The organism is Mesorhizobium amorphae CCNWGS0123 (genome assembly GCF_001686985.1).
Classification (GTDB): Bacteria; Pseudomonadota; Alphaproteobacteria; order Rhizobiales; family Rhizobiaceae; genus Mesorhizobium; species Mesorhizobium amorphae.
The window spans coordinates 2,635,998-2,660,476 of sequence record NZ_CP015318.1; the positions used below are offsets into that span (position 1 = coordinate 2,635,998).

The window sequence follows — 24,479 nt, forward strand, 5'->3', positions numbered from 1 at the left end:
GGCTAAGCCGCGGCTACGTGCGCCGAGTTCGAGCCGATATAGTTGCGGATCGTCTCGATGATGCGGTCCTGGTCGGCTTCGCTGAGATAGGGATGCATCGGCAGGCACAGGATGCGCTTCGGCAGTTCTTCCGAGGCGGCAAGGCCGGTCGGTGTGCGTGGATAGTCGCGATAGGCGATCTGGCTGTGCAGCGGCTTCACGTAATAGATGACCGAGGGGATGCCCTTTTCGCCCAGATGCGCCTTCAGCCCGTCACGCTTCGGCGTTTCGATGGCATATTGCGCCCAGGCTGACCGGCTGCCGTCCAGATTGCGGGACGCCTTGACGATGTCGCCGAGGCCTTCGGCATAGCGCTTGGCGACCACCTGCCGGGCGACCATCTCGTCTTCCAGGATCGCCAATTTCTCGATCAGGATCGCTGCCTGCAGCGTGTCGAGCCGCGAATTGATGCCGACGCGGACATTGTCGTATTGCGTTTCGCCCTTGCCGTGGAAGGCGAAGGAGCGAAGCTTGTCGGCCATCGCATCGTCATTGGTGAACATCGCGCCGCCGTCGCCATAGCAGCCGAGGGGCTTCGCCGGATAGAAGCTGGTCGAGCCGACATGGCCGAAGGCGCCGCACATCCTGGCGTCGGCGGAACTGCCGATCGACTTGCCGTCGAGTGAGCCGCCCATCGACTGGGCGGCATCCTCGATCACCAGCAGCCCTTCGCGGTTGGCAATCGCCATGATCGCCTCGTAGTCGGCGGCGAGCCCGAACAGGTCGACCGGGATGATCGCCTTCGGCTGCAGCCTTCCTTCCTTCTTGATCATTGCGATCGCCGCCTCGAGGCTGGCGATGTCGATGTTGTAGGTTTCGGGATCGACGTCGACGAACACCGGCTCGGCCTTGGCCAGCGCCACGACTTCTGCCGTCGCGGCAAAGGTGAAGCTCGGCACGAAAACGGCATCGCCGGGACCGATGCCGGCGGCGAACAAAGGCAGCAGCAGCGCGTCGGTGCCGTTGGCGCAGGCCACGACATGTTTGATGCCGACATAGGCGGCGAGCTTGTTCTCGAATTCCGTGACCTGCGGCCCAAGGATGTAGCGGCCATCTTCGACGACATGGTCGATCGCGGCTTTCAGCCGGTCGCGGATTCGTTCGCGCTGCGCGCCAAGATCGATGAACTGCATGTCTGCCTCAAAACGGATTGGTGCGTGTCGCCCAAAAGCTCGCCCACGGGCCGGACCCGAGGGTGTGCCGATTTCGGGACAACGACACGCACAACAACTTGATCGGCCCGCTGGTACCAGACTTGGCGCGGTCGAGAAAGCCGAACCGGCCAAACCGCGAATTGCCTAGGTGTCGCAGTCTGTTACCGCGATTTCAGGTGCATTGCCGCAGGATGCCGGAATTCCGGCCTTCGCTGGGCGCGAGCCGTCCCTTCCATCGCGTCTTTTCGCCTCGCGAAACATAAAGTGATCAGTTGGCAAAGCGCATTTCCGGCCGTTCTGCACTCCGGTCAGGCGATTTCATGCCGCCAGGGCGGATTGGCGCCGGCCCGCGATACGGTCACCGCTGCGGCCTTGGCGCCGAGCGCCAGCGCCTGGCGGATCGCGTCCTCGGGCAGATCGCCGATCGCCGCCTTGGTGAGCAGGCCCTGTTCGTGCAGCGAGGCGAGGATGCCGGCGTTGAAGGTGTCGCCAGCGCCGACCGTGTCGACCACCGTGACCTTCTGAGGCATGACCGTGACCTTGTGCTCCCGGCTATAGCCGACAGCACCTTCGCTGCCATGGGTGACGACGATCAGCTTCGGCCCGCGATCGAGCCAATTGCGGATGACGTCCTCATGTGAGCCGGCTTCGCCGAACCAGTTCAGGTCCTCGTCCGACAGCTTGACGATGTCGGCCATGGCCATCATCGAGCGGATGCGCCTGAGGTGCTTGGCCTTGTCGGGGATGAAATTCGGCCGGATGTTGGGGTCGAGCATCATGACGCGGCGCTCGTGCTCGCGCCGCATGAACTCCTCATAGGCCGATCCGGCCGGCTCCGAGATCAGGCTGATGGCACCGAACAGCATGGCCTCGATCTCGGCGCCGAGTTCCGGCAGATCCTCGATGGTCAGCATGCGTCCGGCAGTGTTCTCGTCATAGAAGGTGTAGGTCGCCTGGCCGTTGTTCAGCCGCACGAAGGCAAGCGTCGTCGGACGGGGCGAGGTGTGCGCGTAGGTCGAGCTGACCTTGCTTGCCCCAAGCGCGTCCCGGAACTGGCCGCCGAACAGGTCCGACGACAGGCCGGAAAAGAAGCCCGCGGGCGCCCCCAGCCGGCCGAGCGCGATGGCCGAGTTGAACACCGCGCCGCCGACATAGGGCGCAAAGGCGGGTTCGCCGTCCGTGGTGGTGCGCGGCAGCATGTCGATCAGGGCTTCGCCGCAGCAGAGGATCATTGTTTCTTGGTCTCCGGCGGATAGATCACACCCTTGCGGATGATGATGTTGGCGTAGAGCCTGGGTTCGCTGGTCGCCACGATCGCGTGCGCGGCCTTGACCCGTGCATAGAAGTCGGGACCGGCCAGCGCAACCACCTTGTGGCCCGGCGCGCGCCTGGCGCAGACCGCCTCCATCTCGTGATGAACCGGATCGGCAAGCGTGGGATCGCCCTTGACCGAGGCGCGAAACAGCGCTTCCGGCACGGCGTCGTCCACCGGCAGGACGCTCAGTATGGCGTCGAGCACCGGGACCAGCGAATGACCGTCGGCGCGGATGAGCCGCTTCGCCTGTTCCTCGGCCGGATAATTCCCGTCGACAAGCGCGATCTCGTCGCCATGGCCCATGGAGCGCAAAATTGCCAGAAGCTCCGGACCGAGCAGCGCCGGAATGCCGATCAGCATGGCTCAGGCGCTCCTGGAAATCGTGGTCGAGCCGATCAGGAAGCGCTCGGAAAGCGGCAGGCTGGCGCCGCCCAGCGCCCGCGCATGGATGCCGACCGTGCCTTCGCGCACGGCGGGAAGCTTGAGGCCTTCGCCGTCGATCCTGCCGATCGCCTCGATGACGGCATCGACGAGGCGGCGGCGTACGGTGAGCGGCATCCAGCCGTCGATCACCGCCGCTTCGAAATCGATCACCGAGGACGCCGCGACGATGGCATAAGCGAGCGCCTGGGAGGCGGTGGCGATCCACGTGTCGAGCTCGTCGCCGATGTCGCCCCAGTCCTGCGGCGAAGTCCACAGATGCGAAGCCTCGACGCCGCGCCCATTGAGCGCCTTTTCCAGCATGGCGATCGAGGCGACGTCGATCAGCTGCGTCGGCTTGCCGTCGGGTCCGGGCACTGGCATTGAACCCAGCGCGCCGGCATTGCCCGTCGGACCGCCGAAAAGCCGGCCGTTGAGCACGATGCCGCCGCCGGCAAAGGCGCCGATATAGAAATAGACGAAGTCGCGCGCCGCCGCTTGGCCGAAGACAAGTTCGGCGCCGCAGGCCGAAGTGGCGTCGTTCTGCAGATAGACCGGAAAATCGCACTGTGCCTGGATGTCTGAGCGGATGTCGCGATGGCGCCATTCGTCCATGACCTCGCGCGGCGCACCCGCCGTGTCGGCCCAGTTCCACAGTTCGAACGGCATGGCGATGCCAAGCCCTGCGATGCGCTTGTCCTGCGCCGGCGTCAGTTCGCCGCGCATCGTCTTCATGCCGGCGGTGACGAATTCCACCGTCTCGCGCGGCGCCGGATAGCGGTAGGAGTGGTGCAGCATCGAGCGCACGGTGCCGAGGAAGTCGATCAGCACCAACTCGGCGCTGCGACGGCCGATCTTGAGGCCGATGAAGAAGGCGCCTTCGGGATTGAGCGCCATGGGGATGGAGGGTTGGCCGATCTTGCCGCGCAGCGGCGCTTGGCGCACGAGCAGGCTGTCTTCTTCCAGTTCGCGCATGATGACCGAGACGGTCTGCGCCGAAAGGCCGGTCATGCGCGCTATGTCGGATTTGGCCAGGCTGCCATGCTGGCGCACGAGCGACAGCACCAGCCGCTCATTGTGGTCGCGCATCCCGCTCTGGTTGGTGCCACGGTGCAGACGGCTCTCGGCTGCCTCGGGCGAACCGTGCCTCGCAATGCCGGTCTCCACCCTTGTTCCTCCCGTCGTTTCCCCACACTGCTTTTGGGCCAGAATGGGCGAACGAGGCAAGTGTGTCAATAATAAATAAGAGTGATTTAATTATTGACACGCCACGCGGACTGGTGTCTGTTGGGGCAGCGTCCACGCTGGGAGAATATCGTTGGATGCGCTTGAGATGCCGGTTGGCCGGCATCCTGAATGGTTCCCATGGGAGGAAGATCGTGACCAAGTCAAAACTGTTGAAATCCACCGTGTTTGCCGCGGCCGGCCTCGGCCTGATGGCTTTTGCATCGACGGCATCGGCCGCCGGTGTCGGCGCCTGCCTGATCACCAAGACCGACACCAACCCCTTCTTCGTCAAGATGAAGGAAGGCGCCACCGCCAAGGCCAAGGAGCTCGGCGTCGATCTCAAGACCTACGCCGGCAAGATCGACGGCGACAGCGAGAGCCAGGTGGCGGCGATCGAGAGCTGCATCGCCGACGGCGCCAAGGGTATCCTGATCACCGCTTCCGACACCAAGGGCATCGTGCCGACGGTGAAGAAGGCGCGTGACGCAGGCCTGCTGGTGATCGCGCTCGACACCCCGCTTGATCCGATCGACGCCGCCGACGCGACCTTTGCCACGGACAATCTGGAAGCCGGAAAGCTGATCGGCGCCTGGGCCGCCGCGACGCTCGGCGACAAGGCCAAGGACGCCAAGATCGGCTTCCTCGACCTGTCGCCCTCGCAGCCGACGGTGGACGTGCTGCGCGACCAGGGCTTCATGATGGGTTACGGCATCGACGTGAAGGACCCCAACAAGATCGGCGACGAGGATGATCCGCGCATCGTCGGCCATGATGTGACCAACGGCAACGAAGAGGGTGGCCGCAAGGCGATGGAAAACCTTCTGCAGAAGGACAATACCATCAACGTCATCCACACCATCAACGAGCCAGCCGCTGTCGGCGCCTACCAGGCGCTCAAAGCCGTCGGTCTCGAAAGCCAGGTGCTGATCGTCTCGGTCGACGGCGGCTGCCCTGGCGTGAAGTCGGTGACCGAAGGCGTGATCGGCGCCACCTCGCAGCAATATCCGCTGCAGATGGCGGCGCTTGGCATCGAGGCGATCGCCGCTTTCGCCAAGGACGGCACCAAGCCGAAGCCGACCGAAGGTAAGAACTTCTTCGACACCGGCGTCAACCTCGTCACCGACAAGCCGGCCAACGGCGTGAAATCCATCGACACCAAGGAAGGCCTCGCCAAGTGCTGGGGCTGATGGCTGCCTGACAGCCAGCAACAACCTGACGGCCGGGGGCTTGATCCCCGGCCGCATCGGGTGGACGATGTGTCACTGTAAACGCGAATAATCCCGGCAGCAGACCGGAAAGGCGTGGACGGGCGTCGGCATGTGGCCGAGCCCAGGGAGGAAACATGGCTCAGGCTCAGGAATTCGAGAAGGTTCTCTCGGGCAGCGATACAAGCGTTGCCGCGTTTGACGAGCACAAATCGGCCGTCAAGCGCGCTCAGCATTTCCTGCATTCCACGCCGGCCGCGGTGCCGCTGATCGTGCTGGTCCTGTCGATCATCATTTTCGGTATCACCATCGGCGGGCGTTTCTTTTCATCCTATACGCTGACGCTGATCCTGCAGCAGATCGCCATTGTCGGCATTCTCGGCGCGGCACAGACGCTGGTCATCCTGACCGCCGGCATCGACCTGTCGGTCGGCGTCATCATGGTGATTTCGGCCGTGATCATGGGCAATTGCGCGGTCACCTACGGTATGCCGGCCATTCTTGCGGTAACCATCGGCCTTGCCGCTGGTGGTGCCTGCGGCCTGCTCAACGGGGTGCTGGTCGCCTACATGAAGCTGCCGCCCTTCATCGTGACGCTTGGCACCTGGAACATCGTCATGGCCACCAACTTCATCTATTCGGCCAATGAGACGATCCGCGACACCGACGTCGACACCCAGGCGCCGCTGCTGCACCTGTTTGCCCTGAGCTTCAAGGTCGGCACGGCCGTGCTGACGCTCGGCGTCATTGCCATGGTCGTGTTGGTGATGGTCCTCTGGTACGTGCTCAACCACACCGCATGGGGGCGTCATGTCTACGCCGTCGGCGACGATCAGGAGGCCGCGAAACTGTCGGGCATCCAGACCAAGAAGGTGCTGATGACGGTCTACGCCCTTGCCGGGCTGATCGCCGCTTTCGCGGCCTGGGTCTCGATCGGCCGCAATGGCTCGATCTCGCCGTCGGCCGCCGTGACCGACTACAATCTGCAGGCCATCACCGCGACGGTGATCGGCGGTATTTCTCTGTTCGGCGGACGCGGCTCGATCCTCGGCACGCTGTTTGGCGCCATGATCGTCGGCGTCGTCTCGATGGGCCTCAACATGCTTGGCGCCGATCCGCAATGGAAAGTGCTGCTCACCGGCGTGCTGATCATCGGCGCCGTGGCGATCGATCAATGGATCAGAAAGGTTTCGGCATAGTCATGACCCAGGAACCCATCCTCACCGCGCGCGGCCTGGTCAAGCGCTATGGCCGCGTCACCGCCCTCGACAATGCCGATTTCGACCTCTATCCGGGCGAAATCCTTGCTGTCATCGGCGACAACGGCGCCGGCAAGTCATCGCTGATCAAGGCGATTTCCGGCGCGGCCGTGCCCGACGAAGGTGAAATCCGGCTTGAAGGCAAACCCGTTGCCTTCAAGTCACCGATGGAGGCCCGCGAAGCCGGCATCGAGACCGTCTACCAGAACCTCGCACTGTCGCCGGCACTGTCGATCGCCGACAACATGTTTCTCGGCCGCGAAATCCGCAAGCCGGGCCCGCTCGGCAACTGGTTTCGCATGCTCGACCGTCCGGCGATGGAAAAGCGCGCCCGCGACAAGTTGACCGAACTCGGCCTGATGACCATCCAGAACATCAGCCAGGCGGTGGAAACGCTCTCGGGCGGCCAGCGCCAGGGCGTCGCGGTGGCGCGCGCTGCTGCCTTCGGCAGTCGCGTCGTGATCATGGACGAGCCGACGGCCGCCCTTGGTGTCAAGGAAAGCCGCCGCGTGCTGGAATTGATCCTCGACGTCAAGAAGCGTGGCCTGCCGATCGTGCTCATCTCGCACAACATGCCGCATGTCTTCGAGGTCGCGGACCGCATCCACATCCACCGGCTCGGCCGACGACTCTGCGTCGTCGACCCGAAGCAGATTTCCATGTCGGATGCCGTGGCCCTGATGACCGGCGCCAAGAAGCCGCCCGAGGACGCACTGGCGGCCTGATCTGCATCGACGGGTAAATTGCCGCAGGGGAGCCAGGTGGTTTCCTGATCTAAATCGATTGAACATATGCTGCAATGCACTAGGATGGGCTGGGACTAGCGGTGAAAGCCGGTATGATCGCGGTACGATCACGAGAGGCAGCATGACGCGCACGATGACATCCCAAGCCCCCGTCCTCGAAATCCCAGACCCCAAGACGCTCGCTGACGAAGTCCTGCTGGCGCTCAAATACAGGGTTGGCAAAGGCACCAACGTCGCCACGCAATACGACTGGCTGACCGCCTCGATCAAGGTCGTCCGCGACCGCATCGTCGATCACTGGATGCAGGCGACGCAGGAGGCCTACGCCCAGCAGGAAAAGCGCGTCTACTATCTGTCGCTGGAATTCCTCATTGGCCGCCTGATGCGCGATGCCTTTTCCAATCTCGGCCTGATGGACAATATGCGCGAGGCGCTCAAGTCTCTCGGCGTCGACCTCGACCTCATCGCCGGGCTCGAACCGGATGCAGCGCTTGGTAATGGCGGTCTCGGCCGGCTCGCCGCCTGCTTCATGGAAAGCATGGCCACCGTCGACATTCCCGCGCATGGCTACGGCATACGCTACGCCAACGGCATGTTCCGCCAGGAGATCCATGATGGCTGGCAGGTGGAGCTGCCCGAAACCTGGCTCGACCATGGCAATCCTTGGGAGTTCGAGCGCCGCGAGCGCTCCTTCGAGGTCGGCTTCGGTGGCTCGGTCGAGTCGATCACCACGAAGGACGGCCGGCTCGAACGCCACGTCTGGAAACCGACCGAGCATGTGCTGGCCGTCGCCTACGACACGCCGGTGGTCGGCTGGCGGGCCAACCGCGTCAACACGCTGCGCCTGTGGTCCGGCATGCCGATCGATCCGATCCTGCTCGACAAGTTCAATGCCGGCGACCACATCGGCGCGCTTGCCGAAAGCAACAAGGCCGATGCCCTGTCGCGCGTGCTCTATCCGGCCGATTCCCACAAGGCCGGGCAGGAGTTGCGGTTGCGGCAGGAGTATTTCTTCTCCACCGCCTCGCTGCAGGACATTCTCCAGCGTCATCTCAGCCAATATGGCGATCTGCAGTCGCTGCCTGACAAGGCGGCGATCCATTTGAACGACACCCATCCGGCCATTGCCGTGCCGGAACTGATGCGTCTGTTGATGGACGTCCACGGCATGGATTTCGACCAGGCCTGGGACATCACCAAGCGCACTTTCGGCTACACCAACCACACGCTGCTGCCCGAAGCGCTTGAAAGCTGGCCCGTGCCGCTGTTCGAGCGGCTGCTGCCGCGCCACATGCAGATCGTCTACGCCATCAACGCCGAGGTGCTTCTGGAGGCGCGCGCCACCAACAAGTTCTCGGGCGAGCAGATCAGCCGCATCTCGCTGATCCAGGAAAATGGCGACCGCCGGGTGCGCATGGGCAATCTGGCCTTTGTCGGTTCGCACTCGATCAACGGCGTCTCGGCTCTGCATACCGAATTGATGAAGGAGACGGTCTTCGCCGATCTCCACAAGCTCTATCCCAAGCGTATCAACAACAAGACCAACGGCATCACCCCCAGGCGCTGGCTGATCCAGTGCAATCCCGGCCTCACCGCGCTCACCCGCGAGGCGATCGGCGACCGTTTCCTCGATGACATCGATGCGATCAAGGGGCTTGACGCCTTTGCCGACGACGCCGCCTTCCGCGAAAAGTTCGCCGCCGTCAAGCGGGCGAACAAGGCCAGGCTCGCCAATCTGGTTGCCGACCGGCTCGGCATCAGGCTCGATCCCTCGGCGCTGTTCGACATCCAGGTCAAGCGCATCCACGAATACAAGCGCCAGCTGCTCAACATCCTGGAAGCGGTGGCGCTCTACGATCAGATCCGCTCGCACCCCGAGCGCGACTGGATGCCGCGCGTGAAATTCTTCGGCGGCAAGGCGGCGCCCAGCTACCACAACGCCAAGCTGATCATCAAACTCGCCAACGACGTCGCCAGGGTCATCAACCGCGACCCGGCGGTGCGCGGCCTGCTGAAAGTGGTGTTCGTGCCGAACTACAATGTCAGCCTGGCCGAGATCCTGATGCCGGCCGCCGACCTCTCCGAGCAGATCTCGACCGCCGGTATGGAAGCGTCCGGCACCGGCAACATGAAGTTCGCGCTCAACGGCGCGCTGACCATCGGCACGCTCGACGGCGCCAATGTAGAGATCAAGGAATGCGTCGGCGACGACAACATCTTCATCTTCGGCCTGACCACCGCCGAGGTCGCCGAGCGGCGCAACAACGGCTACGATCCGCGCGCCGTGATCGAGGCCTCGCCGGAACTGTCGCAAGCGCTCGCCGCCATCTCGTCGGGCGTCTTTTCGCCTGACGATCCCGAGCGCTACCGCGAGTTGATCAACGGCCTCTATGGCAGCGACTGGTTCATGGTGGCGGCAGACTTCGACGCCTATGCCGCCACCCAGCGCGACGTCGACACCGTCTGGCGCAACAGTCCCGACTGGTACGCGCGGGCGATCCGCAATGTCGCTCGCGTCGGCTGGTTCTCGTCCGATCGCACGATCCGCCAATATGCGAAAGACATCTGGAACGTGCCCGCCTGATATGCTTGCATGAGACCACGAACAATGTGGTCGGCGTGCATGTCGCCCAAAAGTGTGCAGCGGTTTTGGGACGACGACATGCACAACAACAAAGGTGCCGCCCGGGGAGGGTAACTGCCTGATGAGGAAGCCGCGCGCGACCGCTGCGACAAGCGGGCCGGACGGACTGGCGCCAGCCGGCGATGTCGCGGCGATTGTCGCCGGCACGCATGGCGATCCATTCGCGGTGCTGGGCGTGCATGAAGCCGGTAAGGGCTTTGTCGCCCGCTGCTTCGTGCCGCATGCCGAGTTCGTCACCGCCTATACGCTGACCGGCAAGAATGCCGGCGAACTGTCCCGGCGCGACGATGGCGGTTTCTTCGAGGGCAAGCTGTCGCTCAGGAAACGCCAGCCGCTGCGCTATCACGCCAGGAATGCCGGCGGCGACTGGTGGCTGACCGATCCCTATTCCTTCGGTCCGGTGCTCGGCCCGCTGGACGATTACTATATCGCCCAGGGATCGCACCTCAGGCTGTTCGACAAGCTCGGCGCTCATCTCATCGACCATGAGGGCGCGTCGGGCGTGCATTTCGCCGTCTGGGCGCCCAATGCGCGGCGCGTCTCGGTGGTCGGCGACTTCAACGAATGGGATGGTCGCAGGCATACGATGCGCGACCGCCGCGACACCGGCATCTGGGAGCTGTTCATTCCCGACATCGGCGCCGGCCGGCCCTACAAATACGAGATCATCGCGCCCGATGGCGTGCGCCTGCCGCTCAAGGCCGATCCGTTCGCCTTCAAATCCGAGCTGCGCCCGGCCACCGCTTCGGTGACGGCGGTGCCACCGGCGCACGAATGGGGCGACGAAGCGCACCGCAATTTCTGGCGCAATGCCGATCCCCGCCGCGAGGCGATATCGATCTACGAGGTCCATGCCGGCTCGTGGCAGCTGCGCGACGACGGCACATTCCTGTCATGGGACGAACTCGCCGACCGGCTGATCCCTTATGTCGCCGAAACCGGTTTCACCCATATCGAGTTCATGCCGATCTCCGAACACCCCTATGATCCGTCCTGGGGTTATCAGACGACCGGCCTCTACGCGCCGTCGGCCCGCTTCGGCGATCCGGACGGTTTTGCCCGTTTCGTCGATGGCGCCCATCGGGCCGGCATCGGCGTCATCCTCGACTGGGTGCCGGCGCATTTCCCGGTCGACGCGCATGGGTTGGCCAATTTCGACGGCACCGCGCTCTACGAGCATGCCGACCCGCGCAAGGGTTTTCATCCCGACTGGAACACGGCGATCTACAATTTCGGCCGCCGCGAGGTGGTGTCTTTCCTCGTCAACAACGCGCTGTTCTGGGCCGAGAAATACCATGTCGACGGTTTGCGCGTCGATGCGGTCGCCTCGATGCTCTACCTCGATTATTCGCGCAAGGCCGGCGAATGGATCCCCAACGAGAAAGGCGGACGCGAAAATCTCGAAGCGGTCAGCTTCCTGCAGAAGATGAACAAGGAGATCTACGGCCATCATCCCGGCGTGATGACCATCGCCGAGGAATCGACCTCATGGCCGAAGGTGTCGCAGCCGGTGCATGAGGGCGGCCTGGGCTTCGGCTTCAAGTGGAACATGGGCTTCATGCACGACACGCTGGAGTATTTCTCCAAGGAGCCGATCTTCCGCAAGCATCACCACAACGACATCACCTTCGGCCTGGTCTACGCCTTCTCCGAGAATTTCGTTCTGCCGCTCTCCCATGACGAGGTCGTGCACGGCAAGGGCACGCTGCTCGGCAAGATGGCCGGTGACGACTGGCAGAAATTCGCGACGCTGCGCGCCTATTACGCCTTCATGTGGGGCTATCCCGGCAAGAAGCTGCTGTTCATGGGCCAGGAATTCGCGCAGCGCCGCGAGTGGAGCGAGGCGCGCGCGCTCGACTGGAACCTGCTCGATTTCAGGCTGCATCGCGGCGTCTGGCAGACCGTGCGCGACCTCAACTACCTCTACCGTTCGCGCCCGGCGCTGCATGCGCGCGACTGCGAGCCGGAGGGGTTCTCGTGGCTGATCGTCGACGACAGCGCCAACTCGGTGTTTGCCTGGCTGCGCAGCGCGCCGGGCGGCAACCCGATCGCCGTCATTTCCAACTTCACGCCGGTGGCTCGCGACAATTACCGCGTGGCGTTGCCGCAGGCCGGCAAATGGCGCGAGATCATCAACACGGATGCTTCGGACTATGGCGGTTCGGGCCAGGGCAATGGCGGCGAGGTCGAGGCACGGGCGGAAGGAGGAGGCATATCGGTGACGATGCTTTTGCCGCCGCTGTCGACGACCATGCTCGAATTTGTTCCGGACTGAGTGATGTTTCAGACTGAGTGACTTGGGAGGGTAATATGGCAGACACGAAACGGACCCAGCCGCTGGCGCGCGACGCTATGGCTTACGTGCTGGCGGGCGGGCGCGGCAGCCGCCTCAAGGAATTGACAGACCGGCGCGCCAAGCCAGCGGTCTATTTCGGCGGCAAGACGCGCATCATCGATTTCGCGCTCTCCAATGCTCTCAACTCAGGCATTCGCCGCCTCGGTGTCGCCACCCAGTACAAGGCGCATTCGCTGATCCGCCACCTGCAGCGTGGCTGGAACTTCCTGCGCCCCGAGCGAAACGAAAGCTTCGACATCCTGCCCGCCAGCCAGCGCGTTTCGGAAACGCAGTGGTATGAGGGCACGGCCGATGCCGTCTACCAGAACATCGACATCATCGAGGCCTACGGGCCCGAATATATGGTCATCCTCGCCGGCGACCACATCTACAAGATGGACTATGAGCTGATGCTGCGCCAGCACGTCGACGCCAATGCCGACGTCACTGTAGGCTGCCTCGAAGTGCCGCGTATGGAAGCGACCGGCTTCGGCGTCATGCATGTCGACGCCAAGGACAACATCATCGCCTTCGTCGAAAAGCCGGCCGACCCGCCCGGCATTCCCGACAAGCCGGAGTTCGCCCTGGCCTCGATGGGCATCTACGTCTTCAAGACCAAGTTCCTGATGGAGCAGCTACGCCGCGATGCCGCCGAGGCCGGCTCGAGCCGCGACTTCGGCAAGGACATCATCCCCTACATTGTCCAGAACGGTAAGGCGATCGCCCACCGCTTCGCCAAATCCTGCGTGCGTTCGACCGCCGAGAACGAGGCCTATTGGCGCGATGTCGGAACAGTCGACGCCTATTGGGAAGCCAATATCGACCTCACCGACGTGACGCCGGAGCTTGACCTCTACGATCGCGACTGGCCGATCTGGACCTATGCCGAATTGAAGCCGCCGGCAAAGTTCGTGCACGACGAGGATGGCCGGCGCGGCTCGGCTGTCTCCTCGCTGGTGTCGGGCGATTGCATCGTGTCCGGCGCTTCGCTGAAGCGCAGCCTGATCTTCACCGGCGCCCGCATCAATTCCTATTCGACGCTGGAAGAAGTCGTCATGCTGCCCGACGTTCATGTCGGCCGGAACGCAAAGTTGAAGCGCGTGGTCATCGATCACGGCGTAAGGGTACCGGAAGGGCTGGTGGTCGGCGAGGATCCCGTGCTCGACGCCAAGCGTTTCCGCGTCTCGGAGAAAGGCATCTGCCTGGTCACGCAGGACATGATCGACAAGCTGAAGCTATAGGCAGGATTGGATTGTAGGCGCATGCAGGTTCTGTCGGTCACGCCCGAGATCTTCCCGCTGATCAAGACCGGCGGGCTTGCCGACGTAACCGGCGCGCTGCCCATTGCGCTGGCCGGCAAGGGCGTGGCCATGCGCACGCTGATCCCCGGCTATCCCGTTGTCATGGGCGCTTTCAAGAAAAAGAAGGCCGTCTATCAATACCCGCTGCTGCAGGGCGGCAAGGCCTCGATCCATGCCGTCCAGGTCGCCGGGCTCGACCTGTTCGTGCTCGACGCGCCGCATCTGTTTGACCGTCCCGGCGGCCCTTATGGCAATGCGACGGGCGCCGACTGGCCGGACAATTGGCGGCGCTTCGCCGCCTTGAGCCAGGCCGGCGGCGACATAGCCGGTGGCGCCATCTCCGGCTACCAGCCCGACATCGTGCACGCCCATGACTGGCAGTCGGCGATGACGCTGGCCTATATGCGTTACGGCAAGGCGGTCGGCATACCGTCGCTGATCACCGTGCACAATCTCGCTTTTCAGGGTCAGTTCGGCGCCGGCATCTTCGGCGAGCTTGGCCTGCCGGCGGTGGCGATGGCGCTCGACGGCGTCGAATATTACGGCGGCGTCGGTTTCCTCAAGGCCGGCCTGCAGGCCGCCTGGGCGATCACCACGGTGAGCCCGACCTATGCGCAGGAGATCCGCTCGGCCGAATTCGGCATGGGCCTCGACGGCCTGATCAACATGCGCTCGACCGATCTCTACGGCATCGTCAACGGCATCGATGTCGACATCTGGAACCCGGAAACCGACAAGCATCTGGTGGCAAATTATTCGGGCGCGACGCTCGAGGCGCGGCGCGCCAACCGGACGGCGGTCGAGGACCGCTTCGGCCTCGAGCGCGACGACAGCCCGATCGTCTGCGTCGTCAGCCGGCTGACCTGGCAGAAGGGCATGGACATACTCGCCGCGGTCGTCGACGGCGTCGTCGCGGCCGGCGCGCGGCTGGCGATCCTGGGCTCCGGCGACGCCGGTCTCGAAGGTGCACTGCTCGCCGCCGCCGCCCGCCATCGCGGCCGTATCGGCGTCGTCGTCGGCTATGACGAGGGGCTCTCCCACACCATGCAGGGCGGCTGCGACGCGATCATCATTCCGTCGCGCTTCGAGCCTTGCGGGCTGACCCAGCTCTACGGCCTGCGCTATGGCTGCGTGCCCATCGTCGCCCGCACCGGCGGGCTTGCCGATACCATCATAGACGCCAATGAAGCGGCGATTTCGGCCGGCGTGGCGACCGGCTTCCAATTCGCGCCGAACAATGCCGGCGCGCTGCTGCACGCCATCCGCCGGCTGGTCGACGCGCATGCCAGCGCCGCAACCTGGCAATCGATCCAGCGCCAGGGCATGAAGGCCGATGTCTCATGGGACAAGAGCGCCGAAAAATACGTCGAACTCTATCGCTTGCTGCTATCGAAAAGGGCTGCCTGAGGCATGATCAGAACCGTCGCCACCAAACCTTATCTCGACCAGAAGCCCGGCACCTCCGGCCTGCGCAAGAAGGTGCCGGTGTTCCAGCAGGAGCATTATGCCGAGAACTTCATCCAGTCGATCTTCGACGCGCTGGAGGGATTTGAGGGCAAGACGCTGGTGATCGGCGGCGACGGCCGCTTCTACAACCGCGAGGTCATCCAGAAGGCCATCGCCATGGCCGCAGCCAACGGTTTTGGCAAGGTGATGGTCGGGCAGGGCGGCATATTGTCGACGCCGGCCGCTTCGCATGTCATCCGCAAATACAAGACCTTCGGCGGCATTATCCTGTCGGCCAGCCACAATCCCGGCGGTCCGCATGAGGATTTCGGCATCAAGTACAATGCCGGCAATGGCGGCCCGGCGCCGGAAAAGCTGACCGACCTGATCTTCGAAAAGACCAGGACGATCGCGAGCTTCAAGATCACCGATATCGGGCCGATCGACATCGACAAGATCGGTACCGTCAAGGCGGACGGCATGGCCGTCGAGATCATCGATCCGGTCACCGACTATGCCGAGCTGATGGAAAGCCTGTTCGATTTCGACGCCATCCGCGCCAATTTCAAATACGGCTTCCGCATGCGCTTCGACGCCATGCATGCGGTCACAGGACCCTATGCCAAGGAGATCCTCGAACGGCGGCTTGGCGCTCCCAATGGCACCTGTCGCAACTTCAAGCCATTGCCGGATTTCGGCGGCCATCACCCCGATCCGAACCTGGTCCATGCCAAGCATCTCTACGACGAGATGATGGGGCCGGACGCGCCGGATTTCGGCGCCGCCTCCGATGGTGACGGCGACCGCAACCTGATCATCGGCAAGGGCATCTTCGTCACGCCGTCGGATTCGGTGGCGATGCTTGCCGCCAACGCCCATCTTGCGCCCGGCTACAAGGAAGGCCTCAAAGGCATCGCCCGCTCGATGCCGACCAGCGGTGCGGCCGACCGCGTCGCCGAAAAACTCGGCATCGGCATCTACGAGACGCCGACCGGCTGGAAGTTCTTCGGCAATCTGCTCGATGCCGACATGGCGACGATCTGCGGCGAGGAAAGTGCCGGCACCGGCTCCAACCATGTCCGCGAGAAGGATGGCCTTTGGGCGGTGCTGTTGTGGCTGAACATCCTGGCGGTGCGCGGCGAAAGCGCTAAGCAGATCGTCATCGAGCACTGGGCGACCTACGGCCGCAACTATTATTCGCGCCACGACTATGAAGAGGTCGAGACCGATCGCGCCAACAAGCTTGTCGACGAATTGCGTGCCAAGCTTGGCTCGCTGCCGGGCACCAGCGTGCGCGGCATGACAATCGCCAGCGCCGACGACTTCGCCTACCACGACCCGGTCGACGGCTCGGTCAGCAAGAACCAGGGCATCCGCGTGCTGTTCGAAGGCGGCTCGCGCGTCGTCTTCCGCCTGTCCGGCACCGGCACCTCGGGTGCGACGCTGCGCGTCTATATCGAGCGCTACGAACCGGACAAGGCGAGGCACGATCTGGACACGCAGGAGGCGCTTGCCGATCTGATAGCGGCCGCCGATGATATTGCCGGGATCAAGAGCCACACCGGCCGCAACAAGCCGAGCGTGATTACTTGAGGGTGGTTGAGAGGGCTACCCCTTCTCCCCTTGTGGGAGAAGGTGGCCGAGCGAAGCTCGGTCGGATGAGGGGGGCTCCAGCTCGGCGCAAACCGGCGTTCAAATCATTGATGCCGCACTCCTTCCAACACCCCTCATCTGTCTCGGCGCTGCGCGCCGATCCACCTTCTCCCACAAGGGGAGAAGAGGAGGCGCGCCCATGACCTCGCTTGGCGCAACCGTCAGCCGCGAGGGCATCCGTTTTGCCGCCTGGTCGTCATCGGCGAGGCGCCTTTGGGTCTCGATCTTCGACGAGACTGGAAGCCGCGAAACCGACCGGCTCGAGCTCCAGCCGGAAGGTGAGGGCGTCCATGCCCTGTTCGTCGCCGGCCTCGGCGCCGGCACGCGATACGGCCTTCGCGCCGATGGCGATTATGCGCCCGAGCGCGGTCTGTGGTTTGATCCGGAGAAGTTGCTCGTTGACCCCTATGCCGTTGAGATCGACAGGCCTTATGCCTATCACTGGCGGCTTGCCGCGCGGCGCAACGAGGGCGCCGACACCGCGCCGTTGATGCCGAAGGCCGTGGCCAAGACCTTGCCGAAGCAACTGCCTGTCTTGCCGCCCCTGTTCCGACCTGGTGGCCTGGTCTACGAAGTGCCGGTGCGCGCCTTCACCATGCTCCATCCGGATATCCCCGAGAGACAGCGCGGGACGATTGCGGCCCTTGCCCATCCTGCAATCATCGAGCACCTGAAGAAACTCGGCGTTGGCGCCGTCGAACTGATGCCGGTCACGGCCTCGATCGACGAGCGGCATTTGCCGCCGTTGGGCTTGAGCAACGCCTGGGGCTACAATCCCGTCACCTTCATGGCGCTCGATCCGCGCCTGGCCCCAGGCGGGCTGACCGAATTGCGCGACACGGTCTCGGCACTGCGCAAGGCCGGCATCGGCACCATCCTCGACCTCGTCTTCAACCACACCGGCGAAAGCGACCGGCTCGGCCCGACGCTGTCGCTGCGCGGCCTCGACAACCGCGCCTACTACCGGCACGAGCCGGACGGCAGGCTGGTGAACGACACCGGCACCGGCAACACAGTCGCCTGCGATCACCCGATCGTCGCGGAGATGGTGCTGGACACGCTCCGTCATTTCGTCCGCCATGCCGGGGTCGATGGTTTCCGCTTCGACCTCGCGCCCATTCTCGGCCGCATCGACGGCGTGTTCGAGCCGGCCGCGCCACTGCTCAAGGCCATCGCCGACGACCCCGTTCTCGCCGACAGAGTGCTCATATCGGAGCCTTGGGACATCGGCCCGGACGGCTATCAGCTCGGCAATTTTCCAGCGCCCTTCCTCGAATGGAACGACAGATACCGCGACGATGTCAGGCGCTTCTGGCGCGGCGACGCCGGCATGGTCGGCGCGCTGGCGACAAGGCTCGCCGGCTCGTCCGATGTGTTCGCCAAGGCAGATCAGTCGGTGAACCGCACGGTCAACTTCATCGCCGCGCATGACGGCATGACGCTGGCCGACCTCGTCGCTTACGAGCGCAAGCACAACGCGGCCAATGGCGAGCAGAACCGCGACGGCCACAACGAGAACCTGTCGTGGAACAACGGTGTCGAAGGCGAGACCTCGGATACTGGGATTGCCGAAGACCGGTTCAACGATCGTTGCGCGCTGCTCGCCACGCTGTTTGCCTCGCGCGGCACGATCATGCTGACGGCGGGCGACGAATTCGGCCGCACGCAAAAGGGCAACAACAACGCCTATGCGCAGGACAATGCGATCACCTGGCTCGACTGGGCTGGACGCGACCTGAAGCTGGAGCGCCATGCAACGGCGCTCGCCGCAATGCGCCGCGCCGCACCAGCGCTTTCCGGCACAGATTTCCTGACCGGAGAGCCGCCGGCGGGTTCGGACGTTCCCGACGTCGCCTGGCTGACCGAGACGGGAGCACCGCTTGGCGAGGCGGACTGGCACGATCCGCGGCGGCATCGCCTGGTCATGCTGCTTGGCGGCGCCGGCGCTAGCGATGGCCGCTTTGCCGTCATCGTCAATGGCGACCGCCGCCAATCGATGTTCACGCTGCCCGGGCGCGATGGATTTCAGTGGGTTCCCGCGATCGAAGCCGCCGCCGACGCCGCCGACATCGCACGGCCTGTGCCTGGCCGGGCGGTGATTTTCATGATTGAGCGCAAGGCCGGGCGTGCTCGCGCCGGGAAGGATTTGTGATGGCTGAGGGAAATGCCGAGTGGTGGCGCGGCTGTGTCATCTACCAGATCTACCCGCGCTCCTTCCAGGATACGACGGGCGATGGCAGTGGCGACCTGCGTGGCATCACCAACCGTTTGCAGCATGTTGCCTCGCTTGGCGCCGACGCCGTCTGGCTGTCGCCCTTCTTCAAGTCGCCGATGGCCGACATGGGCTACGACGTATCCGACTATCAGGACGTCGATCCGATGTTCGGCACGATCGAGGATTTCGACGCGCTGATCGCCGAGGCTCACCGGCTCGGGCTTAAGATCATCATCGATCAGGTCTTGTCGCATTCCTCTGACAAGCATGAATGGTTCGTCGAAAGCCGCGCCAGCCGCGACAATCCCAAGGCCGATTGGTATGTCTGGGCCGACGCAAGGCCCGATGGCAGCGCGCCCAACAACTGGCTGTCGCTCTTCGGCGGCCCGGCCTGGGAATGGGATGCCACGCGGCGGCAGTACTATATGCACAATTTCCTGGCCTCGCAGCCGGACCTGAATTTCCACAATCCCGAGGTTCAGGACGCGCTGCTGGAAACGGTGCGGTTCTGGCTGGAGCGCGGCGTCGATGGCTTCCGGCTGGACACGGTCAACTACTATTTTCATGACCAATGGCTGCGCGACAACCCGCCTCTGGCGGCAAGCGTCGCCGGCACCAACGAGGCCACCACCACCTATGCCTTTCAAATGCATTTGTTCGACAAGACGCAGCCAGAAAATCTGACTTTCCTCGGGCGCTTTCGGGCGCTGCTCGACGAACATGGCGGCCGCGCCGCGGTCGGCGAGGTCGGCGACGAAGATCGCTCGCTGCAGACGCTCGCCGCCTATACCTCCGGCGGCGACAAGCTGCAGATGTGCTACACTTTCGACCTGCTCGGCCCGCAATTCTCGGCCGCGCATATACGCGGCTGCGTCGAGGCGTTCGAGACCGCGGTCGCCGACGGCTGGGTCTGCTGGGCCTTTTCCAACCACGACGTGGTGCGCCATGTCAGCCGCTGGACGCGCCCGGGCGGCGACCCCGAAATGGTAGCGAAATTCTCCATCGCGCTGCTCTCCTGCCTGCGCGGATCGATCTGCCTCTACCAGGGCGAGGAACTCGGCCTGGAGGAGGCGGAACTTGCCTTCGAGGATTTGCGCGATCCGTTCGGCATCCGCTTCTGGCCGGGCATCAAGGGCAGGGACGGTTGTCGCACGCCGATGGCCTGGGAAGCGGGCGCCGACAATGCCGGCTTCACCTCTGGCAAGCCCTGGCTTCCCGTGCCGGTCGGTCATCGCGCCTGCGCCGTTGACATCCAGAACGGTGAGCAGTCGTCGGTGCTTGCCGCCTACCGGGCGATGCTGGGCTTGCGCAAGCGGCACCCGGCGCTGGTCACCGGCTCAATCCGCTTCCTCGATGCCGAAGGCGATGTTCTTGCCATTATCCGTGAAGGCGGCGGCGAGACGCTGCTCTGCGTCTTCAACTTCGCCGACGAGCCGGCAAGCTGGCCGGTTCCGCCTCATCTGGGCGCTGTCGAGGCGATCGATGTTGGAATGGTTGCCGCAGGTGCCCTTGAAGACCACGCATTGGTGCTGCCGCCTTTGGCTTGCTTCCTCGGACGGATGATCTGACCGCGGGCCCTACTGGACGAGCACGGACCGCCCGCAAGTGGCACCGGTGACGCGGATATCGGCTTCGCCGACATGCACGCCGAGCGCTGCGAGGGTGTTGGAGACCAGGTCGTCGACCGGCGCGGTCACGCCGTTGAGCAGCGTCACCACGGCCGGCTTCACCGTGCCCAGCAAGGCGCTCACGTCGATGCCGAGCCCCAGTGCGCTCACCGAAAGCGACAGATTGTTGACCAGCGAGGTGGTCAGCGACTGCGTCAGGTTCTTCGTCGACACCGTCTTGATCGCCTTGTTGGTGATGTCGGTGCTGGTGAAGATCAGGTTCGTTGGTGTCATGTTGGTGGCTGAGAAGGCCGACGATCCCTTGATCTGCAGCAGTTTGAGATTCAGCAGCAGCAGCTTGACGCTGACATCGGCGATCTCGGCGTCGCTGAACGATTGCGGCCTGGTGAAGTCGGCGAAGCCGCTGGCGTCGGCATCGGCGAGATGCGCGGCAACCACGCCTGGCTGCGCGGCAATTGTGACCTTCAGGCTGTCGGGACGCCCGGTCGGGCAGCTTATGTCGGTCAGCTTGGCTTCGGCATAGGCCACTTCGATATGCAGTGGCAGGTTCACGGCGAGCAGCTTGATGCCGCCGCCTAGATTCATGATTCCACCGTTGCCGTTTCCGTTTCCGATGCCGACGCTGGCCAGGAGCTTGATCCGCGTCTGCGCGGTGCGCACGACGGTGCCGGTCCCCCCCACCGTCAGCCAAGGCGAGGATTGCGGCGGCTCGCCAATGGCGATGCTGAGCGTAGTGGACGTCAATCCCGGCAAGGTGGCGCCGAGATTGACCTGGACCTGGTTGGTGCCGTTGGCCAATGCGGCCGCCGCCGTCACCATGCTCATCGCGCTTGCGGCGACGCTGAGCCCGGCCGGTTTCTGCCCGACGCCAAGGTTGCCGACCGAACCCAAATTGATGAATTGGCTGAGCGGGATCTTGACTTTGTTGGTGGCGCCGGAGGCCATCGTCTGCAGCGCGATCCTGGCTGTGCGGTCGAGCCCGGGGACATTGGCCATGGCAGTGGCGATCTGGCCGACCGTCGCCTTCGAGGCCAGAACGTCCGAATAGCTCACGCCTGTCAGCTTCAGCTCGGTCGCGAGTTGATCAGTGAAGGAGAGCACGTCGATATCGGCCGAGATCAGCGCATTGTAGTCCATCACGCTGAGCGAGATGTTGCTGCCCAGGAGCCCGCCGAGCAGTGCGTTGAGGATGCCGCCATTGACGCTGGCCAGCCGCGATCCGATCGAAAATGCGGCCTCGGCCTGGGCGCTCGCCGTGGCTGTGGTGCCGATGACGGGCGCCTCCATCATCGAAGCCGAGAAATAGAGCGTGCCGCGCTTCTTCAGCGACACCTGGACGGCGTTGTAAGGCAGCTTGCCGGCCTCGAACCGGCTTCCGGCGGCAATCGAGCTGACCCCGGAATAGCGGCCCGGCACCACCTGGATGACCGCCTTGCTGACTGTGGGATCGACAATTGTGCCCTGTTTCTGGACGGCGACCGAGTTGAACCCGTTATCCTTCAGCGTCGTCAGCACCGCCAGTTCGGCGTTGTTGATGTTGGCGGCCGCCGTGATCGCCGCCAGGTCGACGATCGACTGCGCCGCGCGCCGCTCGTTGAACAGCGCGCCTTCGTCGATCGCGAAGGCTGCCAGCACCAGCGCAACGGGCGCGCTCACCGCCGTCATGATCGCGAAATTGGCGCGCCTGTCGGCGATCAGCTGCCTGATCGATCCCAGTATTGATCCGGCGCTGGCAAAGCCCATCATATGCCCCCGACGCGGATCGTCGATTGACGCTGGATTGTCACCGACGGCATCGGCAGGCTCTGAAAGAGGTTCCAGATCGGCAGATCCCGCGCGTCGTAGCTGACCGACACAACGAATTGACTGCCGTCGATGACGCTGTCCTTGGCATCGACCGTCAGTTTGCTGGCGTTGACGAAAGGATAGCCGGTGACGTCGTGAGCGATGAAATCGGTGACAAGAGCCTTTCGCTCGGTTTGGTCTAGTCCCGCAATTGCCGTTCGCGCCGCATCAGCGGCGATCTGCTGCACCGAGTGGCTTGCTCCGAAATAGATGCCGTATGCAACCATGCCGAGCAGAAGCAGGATGAAGATCGGCGCCAGCATGGCGAATTCGATCGCCGACGTTGCCGCGGCGTCTGTCCGGAAACGAGACCATGAAGGGCAGTTTTTGGGGTTCTGCAGCATCATCACAGCATGCCAAATCCCGATTGCAAAAACAGAAAACAGCCCGAGCAACCTTTGGGTGTGCCAAGTTGAAAGGCGCTAGACTTTAGATATCGCTGTTTTAGCGGAAGATTGCTCACTTTGCGTCAAGCAAGACTCGGTTGAAATCGCATTTCCGTCTGTCTAGTCTCCTGCCACCAGCCGCCGGACAGGGAACCGGTGGCGCGCTCAAAAGGGGCCAGACATCGGTTCCGGGGCGTCAACACGTAAAGGCGCGCCGACGGCAGTGCCACAGGGAGAACTTCATGCTGAGAAACATGCTGAAGGCGACAGTGTTCGCCACCACGATGGCTTTGACGGCCGGCACGTTCTACACGCCGGCTTTCGCCGAGACCGTCTATAACAGAGGCAGCGCCGCCGAAGCGGAGACGGTCGATCCGCACAAGACCTCGACCGTCTACGAAGCCGATATTATACGCGACATGTTCCAAGGCCTGGTCATGCACGATCAGAAGACGAACCTCATTCCGGGCGCCGCCGAAAGCTGGACGGTGTCCGACGACGGCACCGTCTACACGTTCAAGCTGCGCAAGGACGGCTTATGGTCGGATGGCAGCCCGGTGACGGCTGAAGACTTCGTCTACTCCTTCCGTCGGCTGGAAGATCCGGCGACCGCCGCCGAATACGCCTCGATGCTCTATCCGGTGAAGGGCGCTGAGGACTTCAACACCAAGAAAGGCAAGCCCGAGGATATGGGCGTCAAAGCGATCGACGCCAACACCCTGGAAGTGACGCTGAAGGCGCCGACGCCTTATTTCCTGGAGATGTTGACCCACCAGGCGACCTACCCGGTCAGCAAGGCCTCCATCGACAAGCTCGGCGCCGAATGGATCAAGCCGGGCAAGCTGGTTTCCAACGGCGCCTACACGCTGGCCGAATGGGTCCCCAACGACCACATGAAGCTGGTCAAGAATCCGAAATTCTGGGATGCCGCGACCGTCAAGATGGACGTGGTCAACTATATCCCGACAGAAGATCGTTCGTCGGCGATGAAGCGCTTCGAAGCCGGCGAACTCGACAGCTACGGCGATCTGCCGACCGAACAGCTCGCTGACCTCAAGACCAAGTTCGGCGATCAGATCCGCGTCGGACCGTATCTCGGCACCTACTATTATGCGATCAAGACCGACAAGGCGCCGTGGGACAATGTCGAACTGCGCAACGCCATCTCGATGGCGATCGACCGCGACTTCCTGGCTGAGAAAGTCTGGCAGAACTCGATGCTGCCCGGCTATTCGATGGTGCCTCCCGGCATCGCGGGCTACACGCCGGCATTGGCCAAGTTTGCCGACATGCCGCAGATCGACCGCGAGGACGCCGCCAAGAAAATCCTCGAGAAGCTCGGCTATACGCCCGAGCATCCGCTGAAGATGGAGATCCGCTACAACACCTCGGAAAACCACAAGAACACCGCGGTTGCCATCCAGGAACAGCTGAAGCCGCTTGGCGTCGAAGTCACGCTGCTCAACACCGACACCAAGACCCACTACTCCTTCCTTGAGCAGAAGGGCAACTACGACGTGGCGCGCGCCGCCTGGATCGCCGACTACAAGGATCCCGAGACCTTCCTCGGCATCACCCGCAAGGCCAGCGGCAACAACTATTCGAACTACGTCAGCCCGGCATATGAAGCGGCCATGGACAAGGCTGCGGCTGCCGGCGGC

The 24,479-nt window shown here is 63.6% G+C and carries 16 protein-coding genes and 1 pseudogene; 11 read left to right on the top strand and 6 right to left on the bottom strand.

Going from position 1 to position 24,479, the window contains the following annotated elements; all coding sequences use genetic code 11:
- Positions 1–2: 2 nt before the first annotated feature.
- From A6B35_RS12205 to A6B35_RS12220, 4 genes are all read right to left on the bottom strand, one after another.
- Entirely contained in the window at positions 3–1,172 is a 1,170-nt protein-coding gene (locus tag A6B35_RS12205; RefSeq protein WP_006206271.1) for a DegT/DnrJ/EryC1/StrS family aminotransferase, read from the bottom strand.
- Positions 1,173–1,501: 329 nt separating this feature from the next.
- The gene (locus A6B35_RS12210; protein ID WP_006206270.1) at positions 1,502–2,425 is read right to left on the bottom strand and encodes a carbohydrate kinase family protein; all 924 of its coding nucleotides are present in this window, start codon (positions 2,423–2,425) and stop codon (positions 1,502–1,504) included.
- A complete protein-coding gene (locus tag A6B35_RS12215; protein ID WP_006206269.1) occupies positions 2,422–2,868 on the bottom strand; it encodes an RbsD/FucU family protein in 447 nt (148 codons plus the stop codon). Before A6B35_RS12215 ends, A6B35_RS12210 begins: the two co-directional genes overlap by 4 nt.
- Positions 2,869–2,871: 3 nt before the next feature.
- Positions 2,872–4,095: an ROK family transcriptional regulator gene (locus tag A6B35_RS12220; protein ID WP_006206268.1), complete on the bottom strand. Its 1,224-nt coding sequence runs from the start codon at positions 4,093–4,095 to the stop codon at positions 2,872–2,874.
- A 269-nt stretch (positions 4,096–4,364) separates the two neighbouring features.
- Here A6B35_RS12220 and A6B35_RS12225 point away from each other — a divergent pair, with 269 nt between their 5' ends.
- The 10 genes from A6B35_RS12225 to bglA all read left to right on the top strand — a co-directional run bounded on the left by A6B35_RS12225 (position 4,365) and on the right by bglA (position 20,527).
- Positions 4,365–5,342, top strand: a complete 978-nt coding sequence (locus tag A6B35_RS12225; RefSeq protein WP_425277682.1) for a sugar ABC transporter substrate-binding protein — start codon at positions 4,365–4,367, stop codon at positions 5,340–5,342.
- A gap of 155 nt (positions 5,343–5,497) precedes the next feature.
- On the top strand, positions 5,498–6,559 hold the full coding sequence (locus A6B35_RS12230) for an ABC transporter permease (RefSeq protein WP_006206266.1): 1,062 nt from the start codon (positions 5,498–5,500) through the stop codon (positions 6,557–6,559).
- 2 nt (positions 6,560–6,561) lie between these two features.
- On the top strand, positions 6,562–7,344 hold the full coding sequence (locus A6B35_RS12235) for an ATP-binding cassette domain-containing protein (protein ID WP_006206265.1): 783 nt from the start codon (positions 6,562–6,564) through the stop codon (positions 7,342–7,344).
- 142 nt (positions 7,345–7,486) lie between these two features.
- Positions 7,487–9,949, top strand: coding sequence for a glycogen/starch/alpha-glucan phosphorylase (locus A6B35_RS12240; RefSeq protein WP_006206264.1), 2,463 nt, complete (start codon positions 7,487–7,489; stop codon positions 9,947–9,949).
- A 121-nt stretch (positions 9,950–10,070) separates the two neighbouring features.
- On the top strand, positions 10,071–12,284 hold the full coding sequence (gene glgB, locus A6B35_RS12245) for a 1,4-alpha-glucan branching protein GlgB (protein ID WP_006206263.1): 2,214 nt from the start codon (positions 10,071–10,073) through the stop codon (positions 12,282–12,284).
- A 35-nt stretch (positions 12,285–12,319) separates the two neighbouring features.
- Positions 12,320–13,585 (top strand): glucose-1-phosphate adenylyltransferase, encoded by a 1,266-nt coding sequence (gene glgC / locus A6B35_RS12250; RefSeq protein WP_006206262.1) that lies wholly within the window; start codon positions 12,320–12,322, stop codon positions 13,583–13,585.
- Positions 13,586–13,606: 21 nt separating this feature from the next.
- The gene (gene glgA, locus A6B35_RS12255) at positions 13,607–15,052 is read left to right on the top strand and encodes a glycogen synthase GlgA (protein ID WP_006206261.1); all 1,446 of its coding nucleotides are present in this window, start codon (positions 13,607–13,609) and stop codon (positions 15,050–15,052) included.
- 3 nt (positions 15,053–15,055) lie between these two features.
- Positions 15,056–16,684, top strand: a complete 1,629-nt coding sequence (locus tag A6B35_RS12260; RefSeq protein WP_006206260.1) for an alpha-D-glucose phosphate-specific phosphoglucomutase — start codon at positions 15,056–15,058, stop codon at positions 16,682–16,684.
- Between the two features lie 199 nt (positions 16,685–16,883).
- Positions 16,884–18,896 (top strand): glycogen debranching protein GlgX, encoded by a 2,013-nt coding sequence (glgX, locus tag A6B35_RS12265; RefSeq protein WP_065518187.1) that lies wholly within the window; start codon positions 16,884–16,886, stop codon positions 18,894–18,896.
- Entirely contained in the window at positions 18,896–20,527 is a 1,632-nt protein-coding gene (gene bglA / locus A6B35_RS12270; protein ID WP_006203812.1) for a beta-galactosidase BglA, read from the top strand. The genes glgX and bglA overlap by 1 nt, the downstream gene beginning before the upstream one ends.
- A gap of 9 nt (positions 20,528–20,536) precedes the next feature.
- On the opposite strand, the gene A6B35_RS12275 is transcribed toward bglA, so the two are convergent.
- Entirely contained in the window at positions 20,537–22,330 is a 1,794-nt protein-coding gene (locus tag A6B35_RS12275; protein ID WP_156788612.1) for a pilus assembly protein TadG-related protein, read from the bottom strand.
- Complete coding sequence (locus tag A6B35_RS12280; protein WP_081482331.1) at positions 22,330–22,776, bottom strand: TadE/TadG family type IV pilus assembly protein; 447 nt, start codon at positions 22,774–22,776, stop codon at positions 22,330–22,332. The genes A6B35_RS12275 and A6B35_RS12280 overlap by 1 nt, the downstream gene beginning before the upstream one ends.
- A gap of 479 nt (positions 22,777–23,255) precedes the next feature.
- On the opposite strand from A6B35_RS12280, the pseudogene A6B35_RS12285 reads away from it, so the two are divergent.
- Positions 23,256–24,353, top strand: a pseudogene (locus A6B35_RS12285) (peptide ABC transporter substrate-binding protein); the annotation flags it as partial.
- Positions 24,354–24,479: the final 126 nt, after the last annotated feature.